The sequence below is a fragment of the Bacteroides mucinivorans genome (genome assembly GCF_034654355.2).
Taxonomy (GTDB): domain Bacteria; phylum Bacteroidota; class Bacteroidia; order Bacteroidales; family Bacteroidaceae; genus Bacteroides; species Bacteroides nordii.
This window is the reverse complement of sequence record NZ_CP178179.1, coordinates 5,892,753-5,912,213: the sequence shown is the minus strand read 5'-3', so window position 1 is coordinate 5,912,213 and position 19,461 is coordinate 5,892,753. Positions and strand designations below refer to the sequence as shown.

Annotated in this window: 13 protein-coding genes; 11 read left to right on the top strand and 2 right to left on the bottom strand. The window is 36.9% G+C overall.

What is annotated here, in order from left to right:
• The first annotated feature begins 19 nt into the window (after positions 1–19).
• On the top strand, positions 20–1,075 hold the full coding sequence (gene queA, locus VCM39_RS22095; RefSeq protein WP_002558532.1) for a tRNA preQ1(34) S-adenosylmethionine ribosyltransferase-isomerase QueA: 1,056 nt from the start codon (positions 20–22) through the stop codon (positions 1,073–1,075).
• Between the two features lie 110 nt (positions 1,076–1,185).
• Entirely contained in the window at positions 1,186–1,653 is a 468-nt protein-coding gene (gene folK, locus VCM39_RS22090) for a 2-amino-4-hydroxy-6-hydroxymethyldihydropteridine diphosphokinase (protein ID WP_322932264.1), read from the top strand.
• Here folK and VCM39_RS22085 read toward each other — a convergent pair.
• Complete coding sequence (locus tag VCM39_RS22085) at positions 1,628–1,810, bottom strand: hypothetical protein (RefSeq protein WP_081768103.1); 183 nt, start codon at positions 1,808–1,810, stop codon at positions 1,628–1,630. The two genes, folK and VCM39_RS22085, sit on opposite strands and share 26 nt — an antisense overlap.
• A gap of 223 nt (positions 1,811–2,033) precedes the next feature.
• Here VCM39_RS22085 and metK point away from each other — a divergent pair, with 223 nt between their 5' ends.
• Positions 2,034–3,326, top strand: a complete 1,293-nt coding sequence (gene metK / locus VCM39_RS22080) for a methionine adenosyltransferase (protein ID WP_007483177.1) — start codon at positions 2,034–2,036, stop codon at positions 3,324–3,326.
• Positions 3,327–3,851: 525 nt separating this feature from the next.
• The gene (locus tag VCM39_RS22075; RefSeq protein WP_413544817.1) at positions 3,852–5,639 is read left to right on the top strand and encodes a helix-turn-helix domain-containing protein; all 1,788 of its coding nucleotides are present in this window, start codon (positions 3,852–3,854) and stop codon (positions 5,637–5,639) included.
• Between the two features lie 116 nt (positions 5,640–5,755).
• Here the strand turns inward: VCM39_RS22075 and VCM39_RS22070 are convergent, their stop codons facing one another.
• The gene (locus VCM39_RS22070; protein WP_413544804.1) at positions 5,756–6,907 is read right to left on the bottom strand and encodes an ISAs1 family transposase; all 1,152 of its coding nucleotides are present in this window, start codon (positions 6,905–6,907) and stop codon (positions 5,756–5,758) included.
• A gap of 382 nt (positions 6,908–7,289) precedes the next feature.
• Between VCM39_RS22070 and VCM39_RS22065 the strand changes: the two genes are divergently transcribed.
• From VCM39_RS22065 to VCM39_RS22035, 7 genes are all read left to right on the top strand, one after another.
• On the top strand, positions 7,290–8,996 hold the full coding sequence (locus tag VCM39_RS22065; RefSeq protein ID WP_322933562.1) for a hypothetical protein: 1,707 nt from the start codon (positions 7,290–7,292) through the stop codon (positions 8,994–8,996).
• Between the two features lie 177 nt (positions 8,997–9,173).
• Positions 9,174–9,581 (top strand): DUF3244 domain-containing protein, encoded by a 408-nt coding sequence (locus tag VCM39_RS22060; RefSeq protein WP_322933563.1) that lies wholly within the window; start codon positions 9,174–9,176, stop codon positions 9,579–9,581.
• Between the two features lie 318 nt (positions 9,582–9,899).
• The gene (locus tag VCM39_RS22055) at positions 9,900–11,138 is read left to right on the top strand and encodes a T9SS type A sorting domain-containing protein (RefSeq protein ID WP_322933564.1); all 1,239 of its coding nucleotides are present in this window, start codon (positions 9,900–9,902) and stop codon (positions 11,136–11,138) included.
• A gap of 55 nt (positions 11,139–11,193) precedes the next feature.
• A complete protein-coding gene (locus VCM39_RS22050; RefSeq protein WP_322933565.1) occupies positions 11,194–12,462 on the top strand; it encodes a tail fiber domain-containing protein in 1,269 nt (422 codons plus the stop codon).
• Positions 12,463–12,475: 13 nt separating this feature from the next.
• Positions 12,476–13,495: a leucine-rich repeat protein gene (locus tag VCM39_RS22045; RefSeq protein WP_322933566.1), complete on the top strand. Its 1,020-nt coding sequence runs from the start codon at positions 12,476–12,478 to the stop codon at positions 13,493–13,495.
• Between the two features lie 21 nt (positions 13,496–13,516).
• Positions 13,517–14,524: a leucine-rich repeat domain-containing protein gene (locus VCM39_RS22040; RefSeq protein ID WP_322933567.1), complete on the top strand. Its 1,008-nt coding sequence runs from the start codon at positions 13,517–13,519 to the stop codon at positions 14,522–14,524.
• 6 nt (positions 14,525–14,530) lie between these two features.
• Entirely contained in the window at positions 14,531–19,408 is a 4,878-nt protein-coding gene (locus VCM39_RS22035; RefSeq protein ID WP_322933568.1) for a C25 family cysteine peptidase, read from the top strand.
• The last annotated feature ends 53 nt before the right edge of the window (positions 19,409–19,461 follow it).

Below are 19,461 nucleotides of genomic sequence, written 5' to 3'. Positions count from 1 at the left end.
CGTAATAAGGAGAATAGATATGAAACTGTCACAATTTAAATTTAAGTTACCAGAGGATAAAATAGCTCTGCATCCGATGAAGTACAGAGATGAATCGCGTTTAATGGTACTCCACCGTAAAACGGGTGAGATTGAACATAAGATGTTTAAAGACGTCTTGAATTATTTTGATGATAAGGATGTGTTTATTTTCAATGACACCAAGGTATTTCCGGCTCGTTTGTATGGTAATAAGGAGAAAACCGGTGCACGTATTGAAGTGTTCTTATTGCGCGAACTGAATGAAGAACTTCGCCTGTGGGATGTATTGGTAGATCCGGCCCGTAAAATCCGTATCGGCAATAAACTTTATTTTGGTGACGATGATTCAATGGTGGCCGAAGTAATCGATAATACCACTTCACGTGGGCGTACATTGCGTTTCCTCTATGATGGTCCTCATGATGAGTTTAAGAAAGCGCTCTATGCGTTGGGCGAAACCCCGCTGCCCCACTCTATCATTAATCGTCCCGTAGAAGAAGAAGATGCAGTACGTTTCCAGTCTATCTTTGCAAAGAACGAAGGAGCTGTAACGGCGCCTACTGCCAGCTTGCATTTTAGCCGTGAATTGATGAAACGGATGGAAATAAAAGGCATTGATTTTGCTTATATCACATTGCATGCCGGTTTGGGTAACTTCCGTGATATTGACGTAGAAGACCTTACCAAGCACAAGATGGATTCGGAGCAGATGTTTGTTACCGGCGAAGCTGTAAAAACGGTGAATCGTGCCAAAGACCTGGGTAGAAATGTATGTGCCGTAGGTACTACTGTAATGCGTGCTATCGAGAGTACTGTAAGCACAGACGGGCATCTGAAGGAATATGAAGGCTGGACAAATAAGTTTATTTTCCCACCGTATGAATTTACGGTAGCCAATGCGATGATCTCTAATTTCCATATGCCATTGTCTACCCTGTTGATGATTGTAGCCGCTTTTGGTGGATATGACCAGGTAATGGATGCTTATCATGTGGCAATGAAGGAAGGCTACCGTTTTGGTACCTATGGGGATGCAATGTTGATTATAGACTAGGAAAATAACGATTAGTGATTAGTGATAAGTGATTAGTGCCATGCGGCGTATGCTTATCACTCATCGCTAATCGTTAATCACTTATCACTCATCGCTAATCACTCATTATCATGGTTTATTTGGGGCTTGGAACTAATTTAGGAAATAAAGAGCAGAATCTCCGGATGTCTGTACAAAAAATAGAAGAGCGGATAGGGAAGATTGTTTCCCTTTCCGCTTTTTATGTGACTGCTCCCTGGGGATTTGCTTCTGATAATAGTTTTTTGAATGCTGTAGTTTGTGTAGAGACCCCTCTCCGGCCTTTGGAGGTATTGAAGGAAACTCAGGCGATAGAACGGGAGTTAGGGCGTACAAGTAAGTCTATGGGTGGAGTATATTCAGATCGGCTTATAGATGTCGATTTGCTGCTTTATGGCGATACAATTATGGATGAAGAAGGACTAATCCTCCCCCACCCTCTAATGACCGAACGCCGGTTTGTAATGGAACCTCTGGCGGAGATTGCTCCCGATGTGATGCACCCTGTGCTTCACAAAACAATGAAAGAACTTTTTACTTCTTCTTTTTCTCCGCAATAAACTGAGGTAGATAGGCGATACATCCTATTAATGCTGCATATAGATAATGTAGCTCTGTAAATGGCTTGTGCATCAGCATGCAAATGACATAATAGATTCCTATCGTTACTCCGATATATGCCAACAAAATAAGTACTCTTTTTATTCTCTTCTTCATACGAAAATGATGTTAATATGGACCAAAGTTAGTAATTAATCAGAAATAATCTCTACCTTTGCATCCGAAATGAAATGTGGAAAGATTTGAGTAGCTTGCAACCACAGAAAAAAATGCTAAAACAACATTCCTTTCTGTGTGCCGGATGGCACTCCCCTACTCATCCTGTCTTTTCTCATTTGATTTTTAATTTTCAATTTTCAACTTTTAATTTTTAATTAAAATGGGATATTTATTCACGTCCGAATCGGTGTCTGAAGGACACCCCGACAAAGTGGCCGATCAAATATCGGACGCTGTACTTGACAAACTGTTGGCATTTGACCCCAGTTCGAAAGTAGCTTGCGAAACCTTAGTGACTACCGGACAGGTAGTGCTGGCGGGAGAAGTGAAAACCAGTGCATACATTGACTTGCAGCTTGTAGCACGTGAAGTAATTAAGAAAATCGGTTACACCAAAGGTGAGTACATGTTTGAAAGTAATTCCTGTGGTGTATTTTCTGCTATTCATGAGCAAAGTGCCGACATCAACCGTGGCGTAGAACGCGAAGACCCGATGAATCAGGGTGCAGGCGACCAGGGAATGATGTTTGGTTATGCTACTAACGAAACAGAAAATTATATGCCGCTTTCTCTTGATCTGGCACATCGTATCCTGCTCGTTTTGGCAGATATTCGTCGCGAAGGGAAGGAAATGACCTATCTCCGCCCCGATGCCAAGAGCCAGGTGACTATTGAATATGATGACAACGGCAAACCCGTACGTATTGATACAATTGTGGTATCTACCCAGCACGACGACTTTATCCAGCCGGCAGACGACTCTGCAGAGGCTCAGTTGAAGGCTGATGAAGAGATGCTTGCTATCATCCGTAAAGATGTTATCGAGATACTGATGCCTCGTGTGATTGCTTCTATTCATCATGCAGACGTATTGGCTTTGTTTAATGACAATATCATTTATCATGTGAATCCAACCGGTAAGTTTGTTATCGGCGGTCCTCATGGCGATACAGGTCTTACTGGGCGTAAGATCATTGTAGATACCTATGGTGGTAAAGGTGCACACGGTGGTGGTGCTTTCTCTGGCAAGGATCCCAGCAAAGTAGACCGTAGTGCTGCTTATGCTGCCCGTCATATTGCTAAGAATCTGGTTGCTGCTGGTGTGGCCGACGAAATGCTCGTGCAAGTGTCTTATGCTATTGGTGTGGCTCGCCCTATCAACATTTATGTAGATACTTACGGACGCAGTAATGTGAAGATGAGTGACGGTGAAATAGCTAAAAAGATTGACGAATTATTTGATCTTCGTCCGAAGGCTATTGAAGAACGTTTGAAGTTACGTAATCCTATCTATAGCGAAACTGCTGCTTATGGACATATGGGACGTGAACCCCGTGTAGTAACCAAAACTTTCTCTTCTCGTTATCAGCCCACTAAGACTATTGAAGTAGAGCTCTTCACTTGGGAGAAACTGGACTATGTAGACAAAGTAAAAGCCGCTTTCGGTTTGTAATCAGCGTAGCTTTACAGCTATTTATTTATAGAGAGCCGCTCTTCTATGCCATAGGCTATAGAAGGCGGCTCTCTTCTTTTTTAAGAGATAATTTGAAAGTATTCAAGTATAAACACAAGATCTCATTTGGATATAATTACATAATATCATTGATTTTATTATTGGTATTTGCTTGATAAACAATGATATAATATACCCTCCTTTAACATAAAATTCCACCTGTATTCCATACTCTGTCCCATCGATTAGTCGTAATTTTAAATTTGATTCATCCGGATACATTTTTTCGGATTTAGATCATTTTTACTGACCTATTCTACACATTCCTTGCATTTTTTTAATTACCACAAAAAAATCTCCCTGATAAATATTACCTATATATTTTGAAAGATAGTACCCAATCCGGCTGTGTAAAAAGCCATATACTTGCATTGGAAGGCTATGAATAAATCATCTTTAGATAATAGAAGAACAGGAGATCATAGCTTTCTTAAGGAATAAATAATTTAATATTTACTTAATCACATGAGACTTCATTTTATATTTTTACTATTTGTTTTGCAGAGTACAAGATATGGTGGTGCATATCCTGGTTCTCTATCCTCTGCTCAACTGGAAGGGGAGGAATATCTTACAGATCAACGTCCGACAGTTTCCATTATTGTTGAATCTTTATGGTCTGCTTTATGGTTTTATCCCCTTGAAGCGCTGGTGATAGGAATACTTATCTCCCTAATGACCTATAATAGGATAGTACATAATAAAGAATTACTTTCCCATGAAAAGTTAGGAATTTCATTGGGTATAATTGATAAGGCACAGACTCCAATGACACTTATACAGAACCTGCTGGAGGATGTAACCTCTGACAATATCTCTGAATCTGCATCAAAAAAAGTAAAACGGGCACTTGGACACACTAACTATGTCATGGATTGTCATAAAAATATTATTGCATTGAATGCTATGGAGAAAAAAATGCATTCTGGTTTTACTACTACTGAGTTTGAACTTTACACGTATCTGACTCTGCTTACTGACCAATGCCGTGTATATGCCAATATGCACCGGATACAATTAAATGTCAGTAAGAGTTTCAATTATCTCAGTTGTCAGGTGAATGAAATTGCTATGACTGTTGCTCTTCAGTGTCTTCTGAACAAGATAATTGATATTACACCTTGTGGTGGTTGTATAAATATTAGAGTATCTCACCTTGCTGATTGCTGGAGTCTGCAAATAACCAACTGTCCAGAGTGTGACAATAAAGATAAAAGAGTGTTTGCACCAATCTCCGGACTGGGATTAGTACATTGTTACGGAAGTCTTCGGCTTATAAAAAAGATAATCCACTTGCATGGTGGAAAACTGATAGTAAATAGTCGTGGACGAATAGTTACTTTTCAAATAGTCGTTCCTTTAAATTGTAATATAACGAAACATCCGGTGGCGAAGAATTGTGTACAGAAAAGTGATAAAGCTATTTGTTCTAATAATAATGAAGTTGATGATGTAAAGTTATCGCTCGGATCCAATAAAGCTCCGTATGTTCTACTGGTGATGGCCGATAAAGAATTAAGCAATTATCTGAATGAAACTCTCTCGGTATCTTTTCGGATGACAACTCTTGAAAAGCCGGAACAGGTTTTCTCTTTCTTTGATCAATCCATGCCGGATGTTATTATTATTGATGAAACTATTGATGGTACGTATGGGGATGAGCTTTGTTCCCGGATAAAGTCGGATATCAGTATGATTAATATCCCTGTCGTTCTCCTGATAAACTCCGATGATAATGAAAGTTATCTCACCCACACCCGTTGTGGTGCCGACAAACTGGAACGACGTATGGTTAATATTTGCAGGCTCAAAGCAGACATCCGGATGCTCATTGCCAGGCATACTTTACAGCGTGAACAGCTCAGAAAGCTTCTGGCAGAGAATTCATCTGCCATTCTTCCTGAAATAGCAGTGAAGAATGATGACAGTGCTCTGTTTATGGATAAGGTACAAAAATTCCTGGAGGAAAACCTTTTTGAAAGGAAGTATACAATTAAAATGCTGAGTGCAGACATGGGGATGAGTCGTACTAAATTCTATGGCAAGATGACGGATATTATAGGGAAGGCCCCCGAAAACTATATACTTGCTTTTAAGATGGATAAAGCCAGAGCCTTACTTGCCACGCAGCGATACAGCGTTACAGAGGTAGCAACAATGGTAGGCTATTGTGATGCCAAGTATTTTGGAAAGAAGTTCAAGGAGTTCTATCATGTTTCACCATCGAAATATATTGAGAATGCTATAGGGTAGGATCAGGTTGTTTTAAGCGTTATACTTCTATGTATCTCTGTTATGTAAAACAACTGTTCTTTATAACTATAAGATGTACTCTTCTCATGTATATCTTCTTTATCAGGGCCGACGCATTAAAATGCGCTGTCCTGTAAAAGTGTTGACAGGTATTTTTCATCCCATCCTGCTTTCAGCCTTTTGAGATTCATGCTTCCTTTTGTGACTTTATCATTCTTCAAAATGGTGAGCGCCATTTTTGTAACTGCCGAGAAATTTCTTGCTGCATTCTGCACTTTCTTGCTGTAGTCTTCCCTGAAGGTAACATCCAGTTGCCAATGCAGATTGTTTTCAATGGACCAATGCTGTCTAATGGCATTGGCTATTTCCTCCGGGTTAGTATTTTCAAGTGAAGTTATATAATACCTCGTTTCTTCAGTACGTTCCCCCGTTGCCAAAATTATCCTTTCGGATTTCATGCCCACTATTGACCTCAATCCCGCAAATTTGTCCTTAAACATCGGCTCCATGACCGGACCATAACTGACTACAGTACAGACTCTTGTTTCAAGCCTGCCATGTCCTGTACTTTCGCTGGTATGCCGGGTAACCCTATTGAGAATCACATTTCTGTTTTCATACCCATCAATTATTTTCTTGGCTAATTCATAACTGCTCTTTTGATTTTTCTTTAAAGCTATTATATAGTTTGAATTCCGTTCAATAATGGCTTTTGTTATTTCCAACTGACAGCCCATGGCATCAATAGTGACGATACAATCATCCAGATCCAAGGCATGGATTAGCAGAGGAACAGCTGTGATTTCATTACTTTTATCATCCACTTTTACCTGACCCAGAGAAATACCGTTAGCTGCAGACCATGCTGAAACCATCCAGAGCTTAAAGCCTTCTTTGCCGGTAGTATGTTCATCATTACATTTGCTAGGACCACGCATTAGTTTTCCATCGATGGCTACAACACCTTTAATCTCCTGACACACTTGTTTCACCCAATTGCGGAAAATCAACTCAAAATAGGATGGTTTTATAATGCTGAAGAAACGATTAAAAGTATCATGGCTGGGGATAACTTCTAAATCGGGTATTCTACTTTTAAAAAAATTGAATTTAGCATGGCCAAATTCTTCAATCTCATTCCAAGACTGAGCACCACAGATGACAGCAGCAATGGATACATATATGATCGTTTCCATTTTATGTAACTTTTTACGATCCATCCGAGGGTCCTCTATTTGCTTACAAATGTCAATTATACCTATTTTCATGTCAATTACTGTTTAATATTACCATGTAAATATACGAAATATAAACGAAATAAAACAATGCTAAATAATTAATATTCAATTAAATAGCAATAAGAAAAGTACATATGCAATAGTAAATTATTTAATGCGTCGGCCCTGTCTTCTTTATGAGATAGATTCAAAACATCCGGATGTTTTGAATAAAAACATGGGGATGTTCTGATTTATAACATCCGGATGTTGTGTATGATAACATCCGGATGTTTTGAAACTTAAACTCTTGTATTCATACTTGTAGATAGGCTCTTGTACCTTCTTTTCAAGTATATAAATTTATACCCTTAAAGAATATATTCTTAGGCATTTATCTTTAAATAACTAAAGGTTTTCTATATTTGCATCTATGACACATTTTATACGACGTGCTATTCTGTTTGCCCTGATAGGGTTATCTTTATCCTCTTGTCACTTTTCTGGTGGTAATAATCAACTTGCTGTATTGCAATATGCTGATTCACTGATGGAAAACCACCCCGATAGTGCTCTTTTATTACTTGAAAATATTGACAATACAGATACACTTTTACGGGCAGGCAGGGCATATTATGCATTATTGCTAACGCAAGCCAAAGACAAGAATTACATAAAACACACCACTGATTCAGTGATGTATAAAGTAGTGGACTATTATGATTCGGGAAATAATGATGTTTTGCGAATGAAAGCTCATTATTATTTGGCCCGGGTTTATCAGGATATGGATAGTGTATCTGCTTCTGTAGGTGAATTCTTGATTGCTTTACAATTGGCGGAGGGTGTGAAGGATTCTGATTTTATCTGTTTGTCTGCTGCTAATTTAGGGAATCTTCTAAAAGAACATGATTTACCTGATGAAGCAGATTCTTATTATCAGAGAGCAGAGGAAGTAGCGTTATCGAAGAGAGACTCTTCATATTGGGCATTAATATTGATTAATCGGGCGGCTATTGCTATACAGAAAGGTAAGGAATATTATGGGGCGGCTGAACTTATGTTATTGAAGGCTTTTGAGTATGCTAAAAGTAATAACTATATATCCATAAGACGAGCTGCTACTAATTCATTGTTATTTTTATATAGCAATATGGAACGGTATGATGATGCTATACAACTCGGGCGAGAATATATTTATACTCAACCGGATTCTATTAAAAAGATAGATGCTTATTTAATATTGGGTGATGCCTTTTATAACTTGAGTCAGAATGATTCTGCATATTTTTATTTAAAGAAGAGCTTACTTTCTCCTAATTATCATACAAAGTATTGGGCATATAACCTTCTTAGTAATATGGCAGCAGAGAAAGGGCTTTTGGTTCAATCGCTTCAATGGAAAGACTCTTGCCTTGTTTATGATAATTTGGCTTCTACTTTATCTTATCCGGTAAAAACAATTAAGAGTCTGGAAAGAATGATACACCAACGCTATCTTATTCAGTATAAATCTCTTGCAAAGTGGCAATGGTTCGCTCTTTCTTTCATTGTTACTATATTGTTATTGTCGTTGATTTATTTTGTATATAAACGACAAAAATATCATAAGAGACTCATGCAATTGAATGAAGAACAATCTTCGATGAAAGAACTTTTTAATAATAAATTAGCTGAGATACAACGTTTGCACGAACTTATAGGACAGTGTGAAGGAGATAAAGCGAAGATCTATGTGTTGGATAGGCAGTTAAAAACGGTATATACTGAGAGAGACAATTTGCTTGATAAACTAATTCATGCTCTTCCCGTCTTTAAGAGCTTGACCTTAATGATAGAGAGAAATAAGGATAAGAAAGGATCAAAAGAAATGATAGATATTAAGCTTTGGGGAAAAATAATATCAGAGTTGGATGATGTTACTAATAACTTTACCATAAGGTTGTCCGATCAATTTCCTATGTTGAAGAAAGATGATATTCATTTTTGTTGTTTACTGAAAATGGGATTTAAATATTCGGATATTGCTTGTCTTTGTGACCGTACTATTAATATGATGTATAAGCGGCGTGATCTGGTGATTGAAAGAATTGAGTTAGATACTTCTTCATCTTTGGAGGCTTTTATTAAGACATATTGATTGAATTTGAAGGAGTATTCATGTAAATTACACTTATCTATTTTTGCTTATTTTGTTAATTTGTTGTAAATCAGTTATTTGTTGGTTTGCGCTTTAACAAATAACTACACATGTATTATACCCTGGTTTATGAATAAATCGTATAATTTTGACAGTAAATATAAAACAAATAATATTATGGCAAAATTATTCTTTTTTTTATTCATTATTTCTACTGTATTGTATAGCCAGCCGGTTGCGGCTGAAGAAGTTCTAAATGATGATGTAACGAATGGGCTGGTATGGTATTCGGTTCCTTTAAAAGGACACTCTACAAATTCTAATGATGATCTAATACTGCGTAGTCCAGCCCTTACTCCTGTTAAGGCTTTCATGTGTGAGAAAACGATGCGTCTTGACTTTTCGTCTTCCATTAAAGATGTTATTATTACAGTAGTTAATGCTTCTACAGGCGAGGTTGTTTATTCTGAGAATTTTGCTACGCCGGAGGTGGTATTTATAAACTTAGATGCAGAAGAGGCTGGTGATTATCGATTGGACGTTACGGGGGATGCTACTGCATTATGGGCTGAATTCTCGTTATAATGATGTATATCTACTTAAAAAGTACTATGGTGTTAGTATTGAAATTAGGAGATGGCTACAAGTATAGAAAAGTGAATTTATCAGCAATGAAATAACTATAATATACTTGTAAGACAATTTTGAGAAGATGTCTGAAATATAGATGTTGAAAGAAATCTGGAGGAGGGATACTTAAGTTTCTTTTAATTATTTGTATTAAGACATCTTTTTGCTTTATTGTTGTAGAATTTTGTTTATCTTTAGAGGTTAATTAGCTGTTGTTATATTTCTGATACACATTATTGGTTCTGGAAGTCTAATCTTAAAATACATTTACTTATGAAAAAGATTTTATGTTTTGCATGTCTGCTGTTTGTCTGTTCATTCGCATCTGCTCAATTAATAGTGAATCCCAATGGTAATGTTGCTGTTAAAAGTGACGTAACTCCTTTATCTACGATAAGTGTAAATGGGAATGGTAATACGGAAAGTGATGTTTTTGTTGAATCAACGAAAAGAGGTATAATGGTGCATCGTACAGGAATAGCACCGAACGGTGGGTGGGGGATCGGTATAACAGGAGATGCCACACCCAATGCAAATTCTTTCAATATAGGTACACGTGGATATACCGTTGCTGGTTCTCCTTTGGGAGGCGGACGGGCTTACGGTGTATTTGGAAGAGCAGGGAATTGCACTTCCGGGTATAACTTTGGTGTTTTAGGAGCTCTTGATGGTTCTGTCAATGGAGCGGGTATATATGGCACTTCAAATGCTTATGATTGGGGAGAATCTGTTCCGGGGCGTTATGCCGGCTTTTTCAGAGGCAATGTATACGTGACTGGTAGTATTTATGGCCAGTTATTAACTCCTACGGCTACTTCTCAGCAAAGCTTGTCTCCTTTATCGAGGGTTTCTGCTGCTGATGTGAGTGTAACAGATAAGCTCAGTCAGTTGAATTCTGTTCGCTACAATTTAGAGCAACCTGCCGCACAGAATGTTTCCAAGGTTAGAAATGCAGGCGATAGCCTGGCGATTAGTTCTTTGGAACTTTCGGTAGAAGAGGCTCAGGCTTATTCTAAAGCGCATTATGGCTTTGTTGCACAGGAACTGAAAGAAGTATATCCCGATCTGGTGTATGAAAATGCACAAGGCGAACTGAGCATTAATTATATTGAAATGATTCCTTTATTGGTACAATCTATCCAAGAGTTGGCTATGGAAGTGAATAATCTGAAATCAGATAAAGGCCTTACGAGAGCGGCTGTATCAAAAGGTGGAGATGATGACTCTTCTTCTGAGTACAGGGATATCATAGCACCGGAATTATTTCAAAATATGCCTAATCCTTTTACAGATAATACGGTGATCAAATATATTATTCCACAAGATGCCCAAAAAGCCAATTTACTTATCTATAATATGAGCGGTAAACAAATTGAGCAATTCACTTTATCTCAAAAAGGTGAGGGCTCTGTCACTTTGGCGGGTAGCCAACTGGAGGCAGGTATGTATTTGTATTCTTTGATCGTTGATGGAAATGTGATTGATGTGAAAAGAATGACCCTAACTAAGTAGGAGAAACTAGGACTAAACTATTTGCTATTATTAATAACTTTAAAAACACACACTCATGAAAACTAACAATGCAATTTTCATCTCAATTATTCTTTTCTTCTGCTGTTCAGCGAGTCATGCACAATTAAAAGTGCTTTCAAATGGTAAAGTTGGAATTGGTACTACTACTCCCAAGTACAGCCTTCTGGATATTGGAAAGGCAGGTACTGCCGGCGGATTGACTATTTATAACAGCGCATTGACCAATCCTCTTCTTTTTAAATTATATTCTAACGGAGATTATGGCTATTTAAATTTTGGAGGAGTAGCAAAATCTGGAATAACAATAAATAAAGATGGTGGTATTGGTCTTGGGGCCGATCCCTCTATAGAACTGGATACTCCTGAGTATATTAACATATATACTTATGGGGAGAGATCTGCATTAATGGCTTATGCAAAGTATCCCTACGATTATGGTGATGTCATAAAAGTTTATTCAAACCGGGATACCGATGTGGCTTATGTTGTGAGAAGAAGTGGTCAGTTTACTTTTTATGTGACCGGGGATGGAAATGTTTATTCTAAAGGTAGTTTATTGACAGCCTCTGATGAATCCTATAAAGAAAATATAAGTTCAATAAACAATAGCCTGAATACGATCAGACAAATGAGAGGTGTTACCTATAAGCTAAAGGAACAGGCTGATGAATCAACTACTGCAAGCACTCTTCAAAGTGATGTTTCTTCCAGAGATACTTTATCCGCTCAGTCTCCTGTACCGGTTGAGATCGTTAATAAGATAAAAGCTGAAAAGAAAAGAAAGAAGTCCGGTTTTATCGCTCAGGAATTGGAAGAAATATTCCCGGAAGCTGTTTATACATTACCCAATGGAAAGAAAGCCATTGCTTATTCTGAAATTATTCCTTTATTAGTGGAAGCCATCAAAGAACAACAAAACGAAATAGATAAACAGCAGAACGAAATTGATGAATTAAGACAATCTAAGATCGTTCAAACCAGATCTGTTATTGGTGCTGTAGATGAACAATCGGATGTAAACTCATTGCTGGATGAAAAGCTGAAAGCCAAACTTTATTCCAATATACCCAATCCTTTCAAGGAGCAGACTACCATTTCTTTCTTTATCCCCGAAGCATCTTCCAGAGCCAGTATTCATATCTATAACCTTCAAGGGAAACAGATTAAACAGCTCAATATTGAGTCACGAGGAAATGGTTCGGTAACTATCAATGGCTATGAGTTGACTCCGGGAATGTATATGTATTCGTTGATTGTAGATGGCCAAGAAGTTGGTACGAAAAAGATGATATTAACCGAATAAATGTGAGGTAATTATGAATAGAATATTACAGTTTACAATTTTTATATTTTGGAGTACTTTGTTGTATTCTCAGAATATAGTGGTTGATGGGGTTACCTTTTCAGCAGATGGAAGTATATTGATAAAGTTTCCTACAGATAAGTTCTATAAAGAATATGTAATACCTGAAGGTACGAAAATTATAGGTAAAAAAGCATTTGCAGGAGCTCAAATAGGGGAAGTGACATTCCCAACTACATTAACTCATATAAACGATTCTGCATTTTACAATGGTCCATCTGATTTCATTCTTACAGGGAAATTCCCCATTATTGGAAATCGTGTTTGGAGTAGAGGAAGACGTTTTGTAGTTACTGAGGGTAATCCTTATTGTCAAGTATCGGACGATAATTTTGTTTATTCCAAAGATAGGAAAACTGTATACATAGCTTTTGGGTATATGGCAGGGAATATGGGGTATGTTGAAATAATTGACAGGTATACATTTCAGGATTGTTATTTTGCTTATGGAATTATTTATATTCCTGGTAGTGTGCGTTTGATTAGAGAGCATGCCTTTGATGATATTAAACCTGCCTTGCCAACACGCTCAGAGCCTTCGTATTATAATTTTGAATTTACTTGTGATGTATTGACTCCTCCCGAATTGGAAGGTGAAGTGTTTACTGAAAACAATGTTGGTAATAGTACTTTATTGGTTCCAAAAGAGTCTGAGGAATTATATAAAAACACTTCTCAGTGGAATACATTCGGAACTATAAAAGGGTATACTCCTGGACCTCCACAAGGAATTTCTGAAAATTCAGCTTCTGCTTTGAAAGTTAATTGTGTGGATGGAACAATTTACATAGAAACTTTAAAACCATTGGAAACAGTAAGATTAATCGATCTAAATGGAAGTGTTGTATATGAAAAGAATAGGGTTAATAGTAATAACACTACTTGTAATACTTCTTTTCTTGATGGATTTTTCGGTTTACTACAGGTTATTTATGAAGATGGAGATAGAGAAGTTATCAAATTAAACTTTTAATTAATTTAATCGGAAAGAATTATGAATAGAATATTGCAATTTTCGATTTTCATATTTTGGGGTACTTTATTGTATTCCCAAAATGTTGTGATTGATGGTGTCGTTTTTTCTGTTGATGGAAAAACTTTAATTAATTATTCAACAAATAAAACAGTTGAAGAATATAGAGTTCCAGAAGGGGTAGAAGAAATAAGTGAAAATGCATTTAGAAATGCTCAAGTAAATAAGTTGATATTACCTTTTACATTGAATAAAATAGGGAATTTAGCTTTTCAAGACTGTTGGAGACTAGAAACGATTATATGGAAAAATTTCCCCAAAGAAATAGGGAGATATATTTTTTTAGGATCTGGAATTAGCTCTTTTCAGACATTAAAAGATAGTAAGAATTGTATAGCTATAGATGGTATATTATTTTCTAAAGATGAAAAAACTCTTTTATGTTTTCCACGATTAAAAGAACCTGCGATTGTTCCAGAGGGAACTGAAATAATTGGTGAAAGTGCTTTTGAAAGTGGGGAAATGTCAAAGGTTATTTTACCAGAATCTATAATCCAAATAGAAGATAATGCTTTTTGGATGGTTAGACGTGTACCAACGAGATTTATGGATTATATTTGCTTAAATAGTGTAGAATGCAATGCATTAATACCTCCTACTATAATTGGTAATCCTTTTGCAACTCCTAGTAATATTAATTTATTTGTTCCTGAAAAGAGTTTTGATCTTTATCGTAATACTCCTTATTGGCAAGATTTTTATTCAATAAATGGAGACACCGGTATAAATTCAAATCGAGTAGAAAATTCTACTTCAAAAGTTTGGATGGAGAGTGGTATATTGTATTTGAAAAGCGACAAAGAGGTTGAAACAGTAGAGATATATAATACTATTGGAATTTGTATTTGGAATGAATGTATTAATAATAGGATTTGGGAATTGGTCACTTCTAAACTATCCAAAGGACTACTTTTAGTGAAAGTTGCTACTGTTGATGGTAATCAGGAAATTTTTAAACTATCAAATTAAAATACTATGAAAAAACACATTTTAACTATTTTGTTTGCATTATTATGTACTGTTTCATATGCACAAATAAATGGTACTATTAAATGGATACAAAATGTAGATTTTTCTATTCAAACTGGAAATGAATATACTGAGGTTTGGGCAAGGACAATGTGTTATACAGAAGAAGTTGGAAGTCCTAAACTTCCATACTGTGTGAAATCTTTTGTTTTACCTAATAATGCGGAAGTATCAACGATTCAGATAACTTCCATAAGTAAACAATTGATAGGTGAAAATTTGTTGGTGATTCCAGCTCAATATCCTACTCCTGTGGGAGAAGGTTATTCCAGTTGGGTAGATCCTAATAAAGAAATTTATAATTCGTCGAACCCCTTTCCGGGGCAATATGCTGAAGTTATTTCTGATAGAGAAGATTTTGGTTATCATATTGTTTCGGTTAAGTTTTGCCCAATAGAGTATATTCCTCTTGAAAGAAAACTATATCTCTGTGATTTCTCTTTTTCTTTAGAATATTCTATGAATAGAACAATATCTCGTACGTCTACCCCAGAGAAACAGTCTAAACGATTAAGTGCGATGGACAGAGAATATGTTCAATCAATTGTAGATAATGCAGATATGTTAGACTTTTTTGTGCAATATGCTAATCAAAGTTTATCACCAGTGAAAGAGATAGTACCGGAATATTTAATTATCACGAATGAGAGTTTGAAAAATTCTTTTCAAGCTTTGGCAGATTGGAAAACAAAGAAGGGTATACCTACTATTATTGAAACAGTGGAGAATATAGTTGAAAAATATCGCGGAGGTGATACACAAGAGAAAATTCGTAATTACCTGAAGGATATTCGGTCTATATATGGTTCGTTATTTGTTTTGTTAGGGGGAGATACAAATATTATTCCTACTCGTATGAAAAAGTCAAGGAGCTCAAAAGGACCGTCTTTAGTTGCAGTAGATTATTATTATACTTGTGCGGATCAAGGAGAATGGCGCGTTAATGGTAATAATATGTTTGTAGATTGTTTTGGTAATAATGCGTTTGGGGTGACATTTAAGCTGGGAAGAGCTTCTGTTGAAAATAAGGAAGAAGCAGAAATTTTTGTTAGCAAAGTTATTAATTATGAAAAATGTATAGGAGTAGAAGATACGCGATACTACAATAATGCATTGGTTGTCGATGCATTTATAAGCAGTGGAGAATGTAATACATATTTATTGTATGATGAAGGAAAAGACGCATTGATAATAAACTATCATGAGTATAAAAACAGCAAAAATAATATGGTTAAATCATGGTTTATGTATGATGACTATTTAGGTACCGATATACTTCGTTGCGCATATAGAAATGCACGGGGGTATTGGGATTATGTAAAATGTGATGAAGAAAAGGATTTATCAGATCCTGTATTAGGTAATGTTTGCCGTTTTGAAGGTAATGAAGAACTCTCTTCTACAAATTTTTTAAATGCTTTAAACAATGGTGGAAATTCTAATTATGGTCATTTTCACATTGTTTACCACATGGATCATTCTTCGCCGAATGGTATGGGAACATCATCAAAAATGAAGAATCAATCGATAAGTAAATTTGATGTTGACAAATTATCAAATGGAAATTATAATCAAATAGTGATGTCTGGTGGTTGTACTCCTGCGGATATAACTAAAGACTGTATAGCAGAACATTTTTTGAATAATCCGAATGGAGGAGCTGTTGCTTTTATTGGGAATACAGATATTGGTTGGGCTAGTGAATATTCACAATATCAACGTTTCTGTAAAGAGTTGTATAAAGAAACTCCATCTTTAACCGATAGATACGATTTATCATATTTACATATAAAAGCAAATACTTCTTATAATCCACCTGTCAATGAAGGAAATTGCTCTTTACATCTATTGGGTGATCCGGAAATGCAAGTGTGGACTGGAATTCCTCAGAATTTGAATGTTAGTATAACTCCAAGCTCAATACAGAATGGAAGTGCCACCATAACAGTAACAATTAATAATTTGCCCAATTCACAAACAGCTATGGTCTGCCTGCAAAAAGGAGACGAGGTATATACCGTTCAGACAATGCAGAATGGTACTCAGTCATTTGTTGTTACTCCTAAAACTACAGGAGTAATGGAGGTAACAATCACATCTCATAATTTCCGTCCTTTTGAAACAACGATACCGGTGGGTGTTAGCCCGAATGCTGTTCTTCATGTTTCCGATTTGACGTATGATGATGATAAGACGGGAGAAAGTAATGGAAATAATGATAAGCAACTGGATGCAGGAGAAAAGATAGAACTCTCCGTAACGTTGAAAAATGAAGGAGGTGCAGTCTCTGGTGTTGTAACGGGAAGGTTAACTTGTAACTCTCCGGAAATCAGTTTAATAAATAATGTAGCTTCATTTGGTAAAATAAATGCGGGAGCCAGCCAGGTATCGAATACGAAGTTTGTATTTGCTATTGATAAAGATTGCCAAGGACACATTGAGAATGGCAGGGATTCAATAGAGTTTGTACTAACCTTAACAGATGGTACAAATTCTGTCAATGAGAAATTCCGGATAGGTGTTTGTGCTCCTGAAATAGAAATGGGTAATCAGAAAGTAACTTGGACGAGTAATGGAAATACTACGATTGAGGCAGGAGAAACGGTAAAGATGAATATCGATTTGATGAATGTAGGTAATGCTACGGCAACAGGATTGAAAGCTGTACTTATCTCAAACAATGCACAAGTATCGTGTCCGTCTGCACAAATAGCTTATCCGGCTATTCCTTTCGCCGAGGCTAAAACAAATACGGTTGCTTTTCAATTTCAGACATCAGCCAGCTATACAGGTATGTTAAACTTAACTTTACAAGTAAGTAATGAGTATGGGAAGACCTGGAACTTTCCGGTGAACCCATTGTCAAGACCTGCTGTGGTAAATATATCAACGATTAATAGTCAGGCTTTTAGTTCGTCGATCAATGTATATTGGACATCTATGGATAGTAAGATAAGCTACAATATATATCGCAGTGATAATGGGGAAAATGGAACATATAGGAAACTGAATAAATTTCCATTGACTGCTGCATATTATTTAGATGAAAATCTTCCTGGATGTACAATGTTCCATTATAAAGTTGCGGCAGTTTCTGACAATGGGAATGAAAGTAGCTGGAGTTCGGCTTATCGTACATGGACTTCGTATCCGGTGGTAAGTCCGTTCCCACGAAGAATTGCTACTGGCACTTATTCATCTGTATCCAGCCCTAATATTGCAGATGTTGATAATGACGGTAAACAAGAAATATTTTGGATATACGAAGATCGGTCTGGAACTCGTACCAGCTATTTGATGGGATTCCGGCCTACGGGTGAGGAATTGTTTGATATTGATGGAAATGTAACTACGGTCAGCGGTTTTGCTAAAACACCAACAATGCTGACAGGCCAAGTGGCTTTTGGAGACTTAGCTGGGAATGGGGAACAAAACATTGTAGTATCTACGTGGGATGATACATATAAAGATAAAAACGCAGTTTACTGTTATTCTCCATTTGATAAGGATGGAGATCATAAACCGGATTTGTTATGGGAAAAAAAGATTCCTTATTCAATGTTTCAAAGTCCGGTAATAGCCAATTTAGATGGGAGTTCGGATGGGACGATGGAGGTTGTTATTAAATCGCATCAGACTTCTGATATTTTTATTCTGGATCATAATGGTAATGAATTGAGGCGAATAAATCCGAATGTTAATGATGGTAGAAGTTGTAACTATTCAGCTTTGGCGGTTGCTGATCTTGATAACGATGGGCAGATGGAGATTATAGCCTCCTATGATTCTTTAGGTATTTATATCTGGCGGCAGGATGGTACAGCTTTTACAACGAATCCATTTTGGGGAGCGGGTATTCTTAAGTTGGCATCTGCTCCTGTAGTATGTGATTTGAATGGGGATGGAAAAAAAGAATTAATCTTTTCTCAGCATGATGTAGCGGTTAGTCACGTTTATGCCGTTAGTATGGAAGGGGATAAAGCAGTTGCCGGATGGAATGAAAGCCAGACTATTCCTTACACTGATAATGGTTATTCATTAGACCATACTTTGTCGGTAGGAGATATTAATAATGATGGGCATTTGGAAGTTGTGATATTAGGTACTGGAATGGTAAAAGCTTGGAAGCATACAGGAGAAGAGATTTTTAGTACGCCTATTGATGGATTGTTACCACAAATAAAATGGGCAGCCAATGTGAATACTCCAATCTTGGCTGATGTAGACGGAGATGCTATACCGGATATTGTTTTCTGTTCTAAAAAATTGATTTATGCTTTACATAATGACGGAAGTGATATTGTAGGGTTTCCAATAGTATCAGATGAGGAGTTTCTGGTGGCCCCTTGTGTAGCAGATATTGATAATGATGGTAAAAATGAACTAATCGCTGGTAATGAAAAAGATTTGTATGTGTGGAAGACCGAAGGTATTCCTACTGCGATAGAGTGGAGCGTTATGCGTGGTAATCCGCAAAATACGGGAGAGTATTTTCCAACAGTTTGTAAACCAATGCTGATAAATGCCAATGAAACATGGGACGGGGAATCTCCTTGCGGAAATGTGGTATTGCAGTCGGGACGCCTGGTGGTTCCAGGTGGTAAGACGATGACGCTGAATAATACTTCATCGGTGATAGTTCGTTCGGGGGCTGCGCTTGAAGTGGATGGTGGCAGTATCCTGAATGCACGGCTTATGGTGCAGAAAGGAGGTACAGTGGTTGTCAAAAACAACGGTCTGATCAAGTTACGAAGCGGTGCCGGATTTGAGATGGAGAATGGCGCAGTGCTGGATTTACCTTGTGGGGCGATTGATGTACCTTAAATGATATTTATAGAGTGGACTTAAAAAGATGTCTGAAATATGGATGCTAAAGG

Excerpts from the sequence above, each read along its gene's own strand:
- queA (WP_002558532.1), top strand. The coding sequence starts at position 20 with ATGAAACTGTCACAATTTAAATTTAAGTTACCAGAGGATAAAATAGCT.
- folK (WP_322932264.1), top strand. The coding sequence starts at position 1,186 with ATGGTTTATTTGGGGCTTGGAACTAATTTAGGAAATAAAGAGCAGAAT.
- VCM39_RS22085 (WP_081768103.1), bottom strand. The coding sequence starts at position 1,810 with ATGAAGAAGAGAATAAAAAGAGTACTTATTTTGTTGGCATATATCGGA.
- metK (WP_007483177.1), top strand. The coding sequence starts at position 2,034 with ATGGGATATTTATTCACGTCCGAATCGGTGTCTGAAGGACACCCCGAC.
- VCM39_RS22075 (WP_413544817.1), top strand. The coding sequence starts at position 3,852 with ATGAGACTTCATTTTATATTTTTACTATTTGTTTTGCAGAGTACAAGA.
- VCM39_RS22070 (WP_413544804.1), bottom strand. The coding sequence starts at position 6,907 with ATGAAAATAGGTATAATTGACATTTGTAAGCAAATAGAGGACCCTCGG.
- VCM39_RS22065 (WP_322933562.1), top strand. The coding sequence starts at position 7,290 with ATGACACATTTTATACGACGTGCTATTCTGTTTGCCCTGATAGGGTTA.
- VCM39_RS22060 (WP_322933563.1), top strand. The coding sequence starts at position 9,174 with ATGGCAAAATTATTCTTTTTTTTATTCATTATTTCTACTGTATTGTAT.
- VCM39_RS22055 (WP_322933564.1), top strand. The coding sequence starts at position 9,900 with ATGAAAAAGATTTTATGTTTTGCATGTCTGCTGTTTGTCTGTTCATTC.
- VCM39_RS22050 (WP_322933565.1), top strand. The coding sequence starts at position 11,194 with ATGAAAACTAACAATGCAATTTTCATCTCAATTATTCTTTTCTTCTGC.
- VCM39_RS22045 (WP_322933566.1), top strand. The coding sequence starts at position 12,476 with ATGAATAGAATATTACAGTTTACAATTTTTATATTTTGGAGTACTTTG.
- VCM39_RS22040 (WP_322933567.1), top strand. The coding sequence starts at position 13,517 with ATGAATAGAATATTGCAATTTTCGATTTTCATATTTTGGGGTACTTTA.
- VCM39_RS22035 (WP_322933568.1), top strand. The coding sequence starts at position 14,531 with ATGAAAAAACACATTTTAACTATTTTGTTTGCATTATTATGTACTGTT.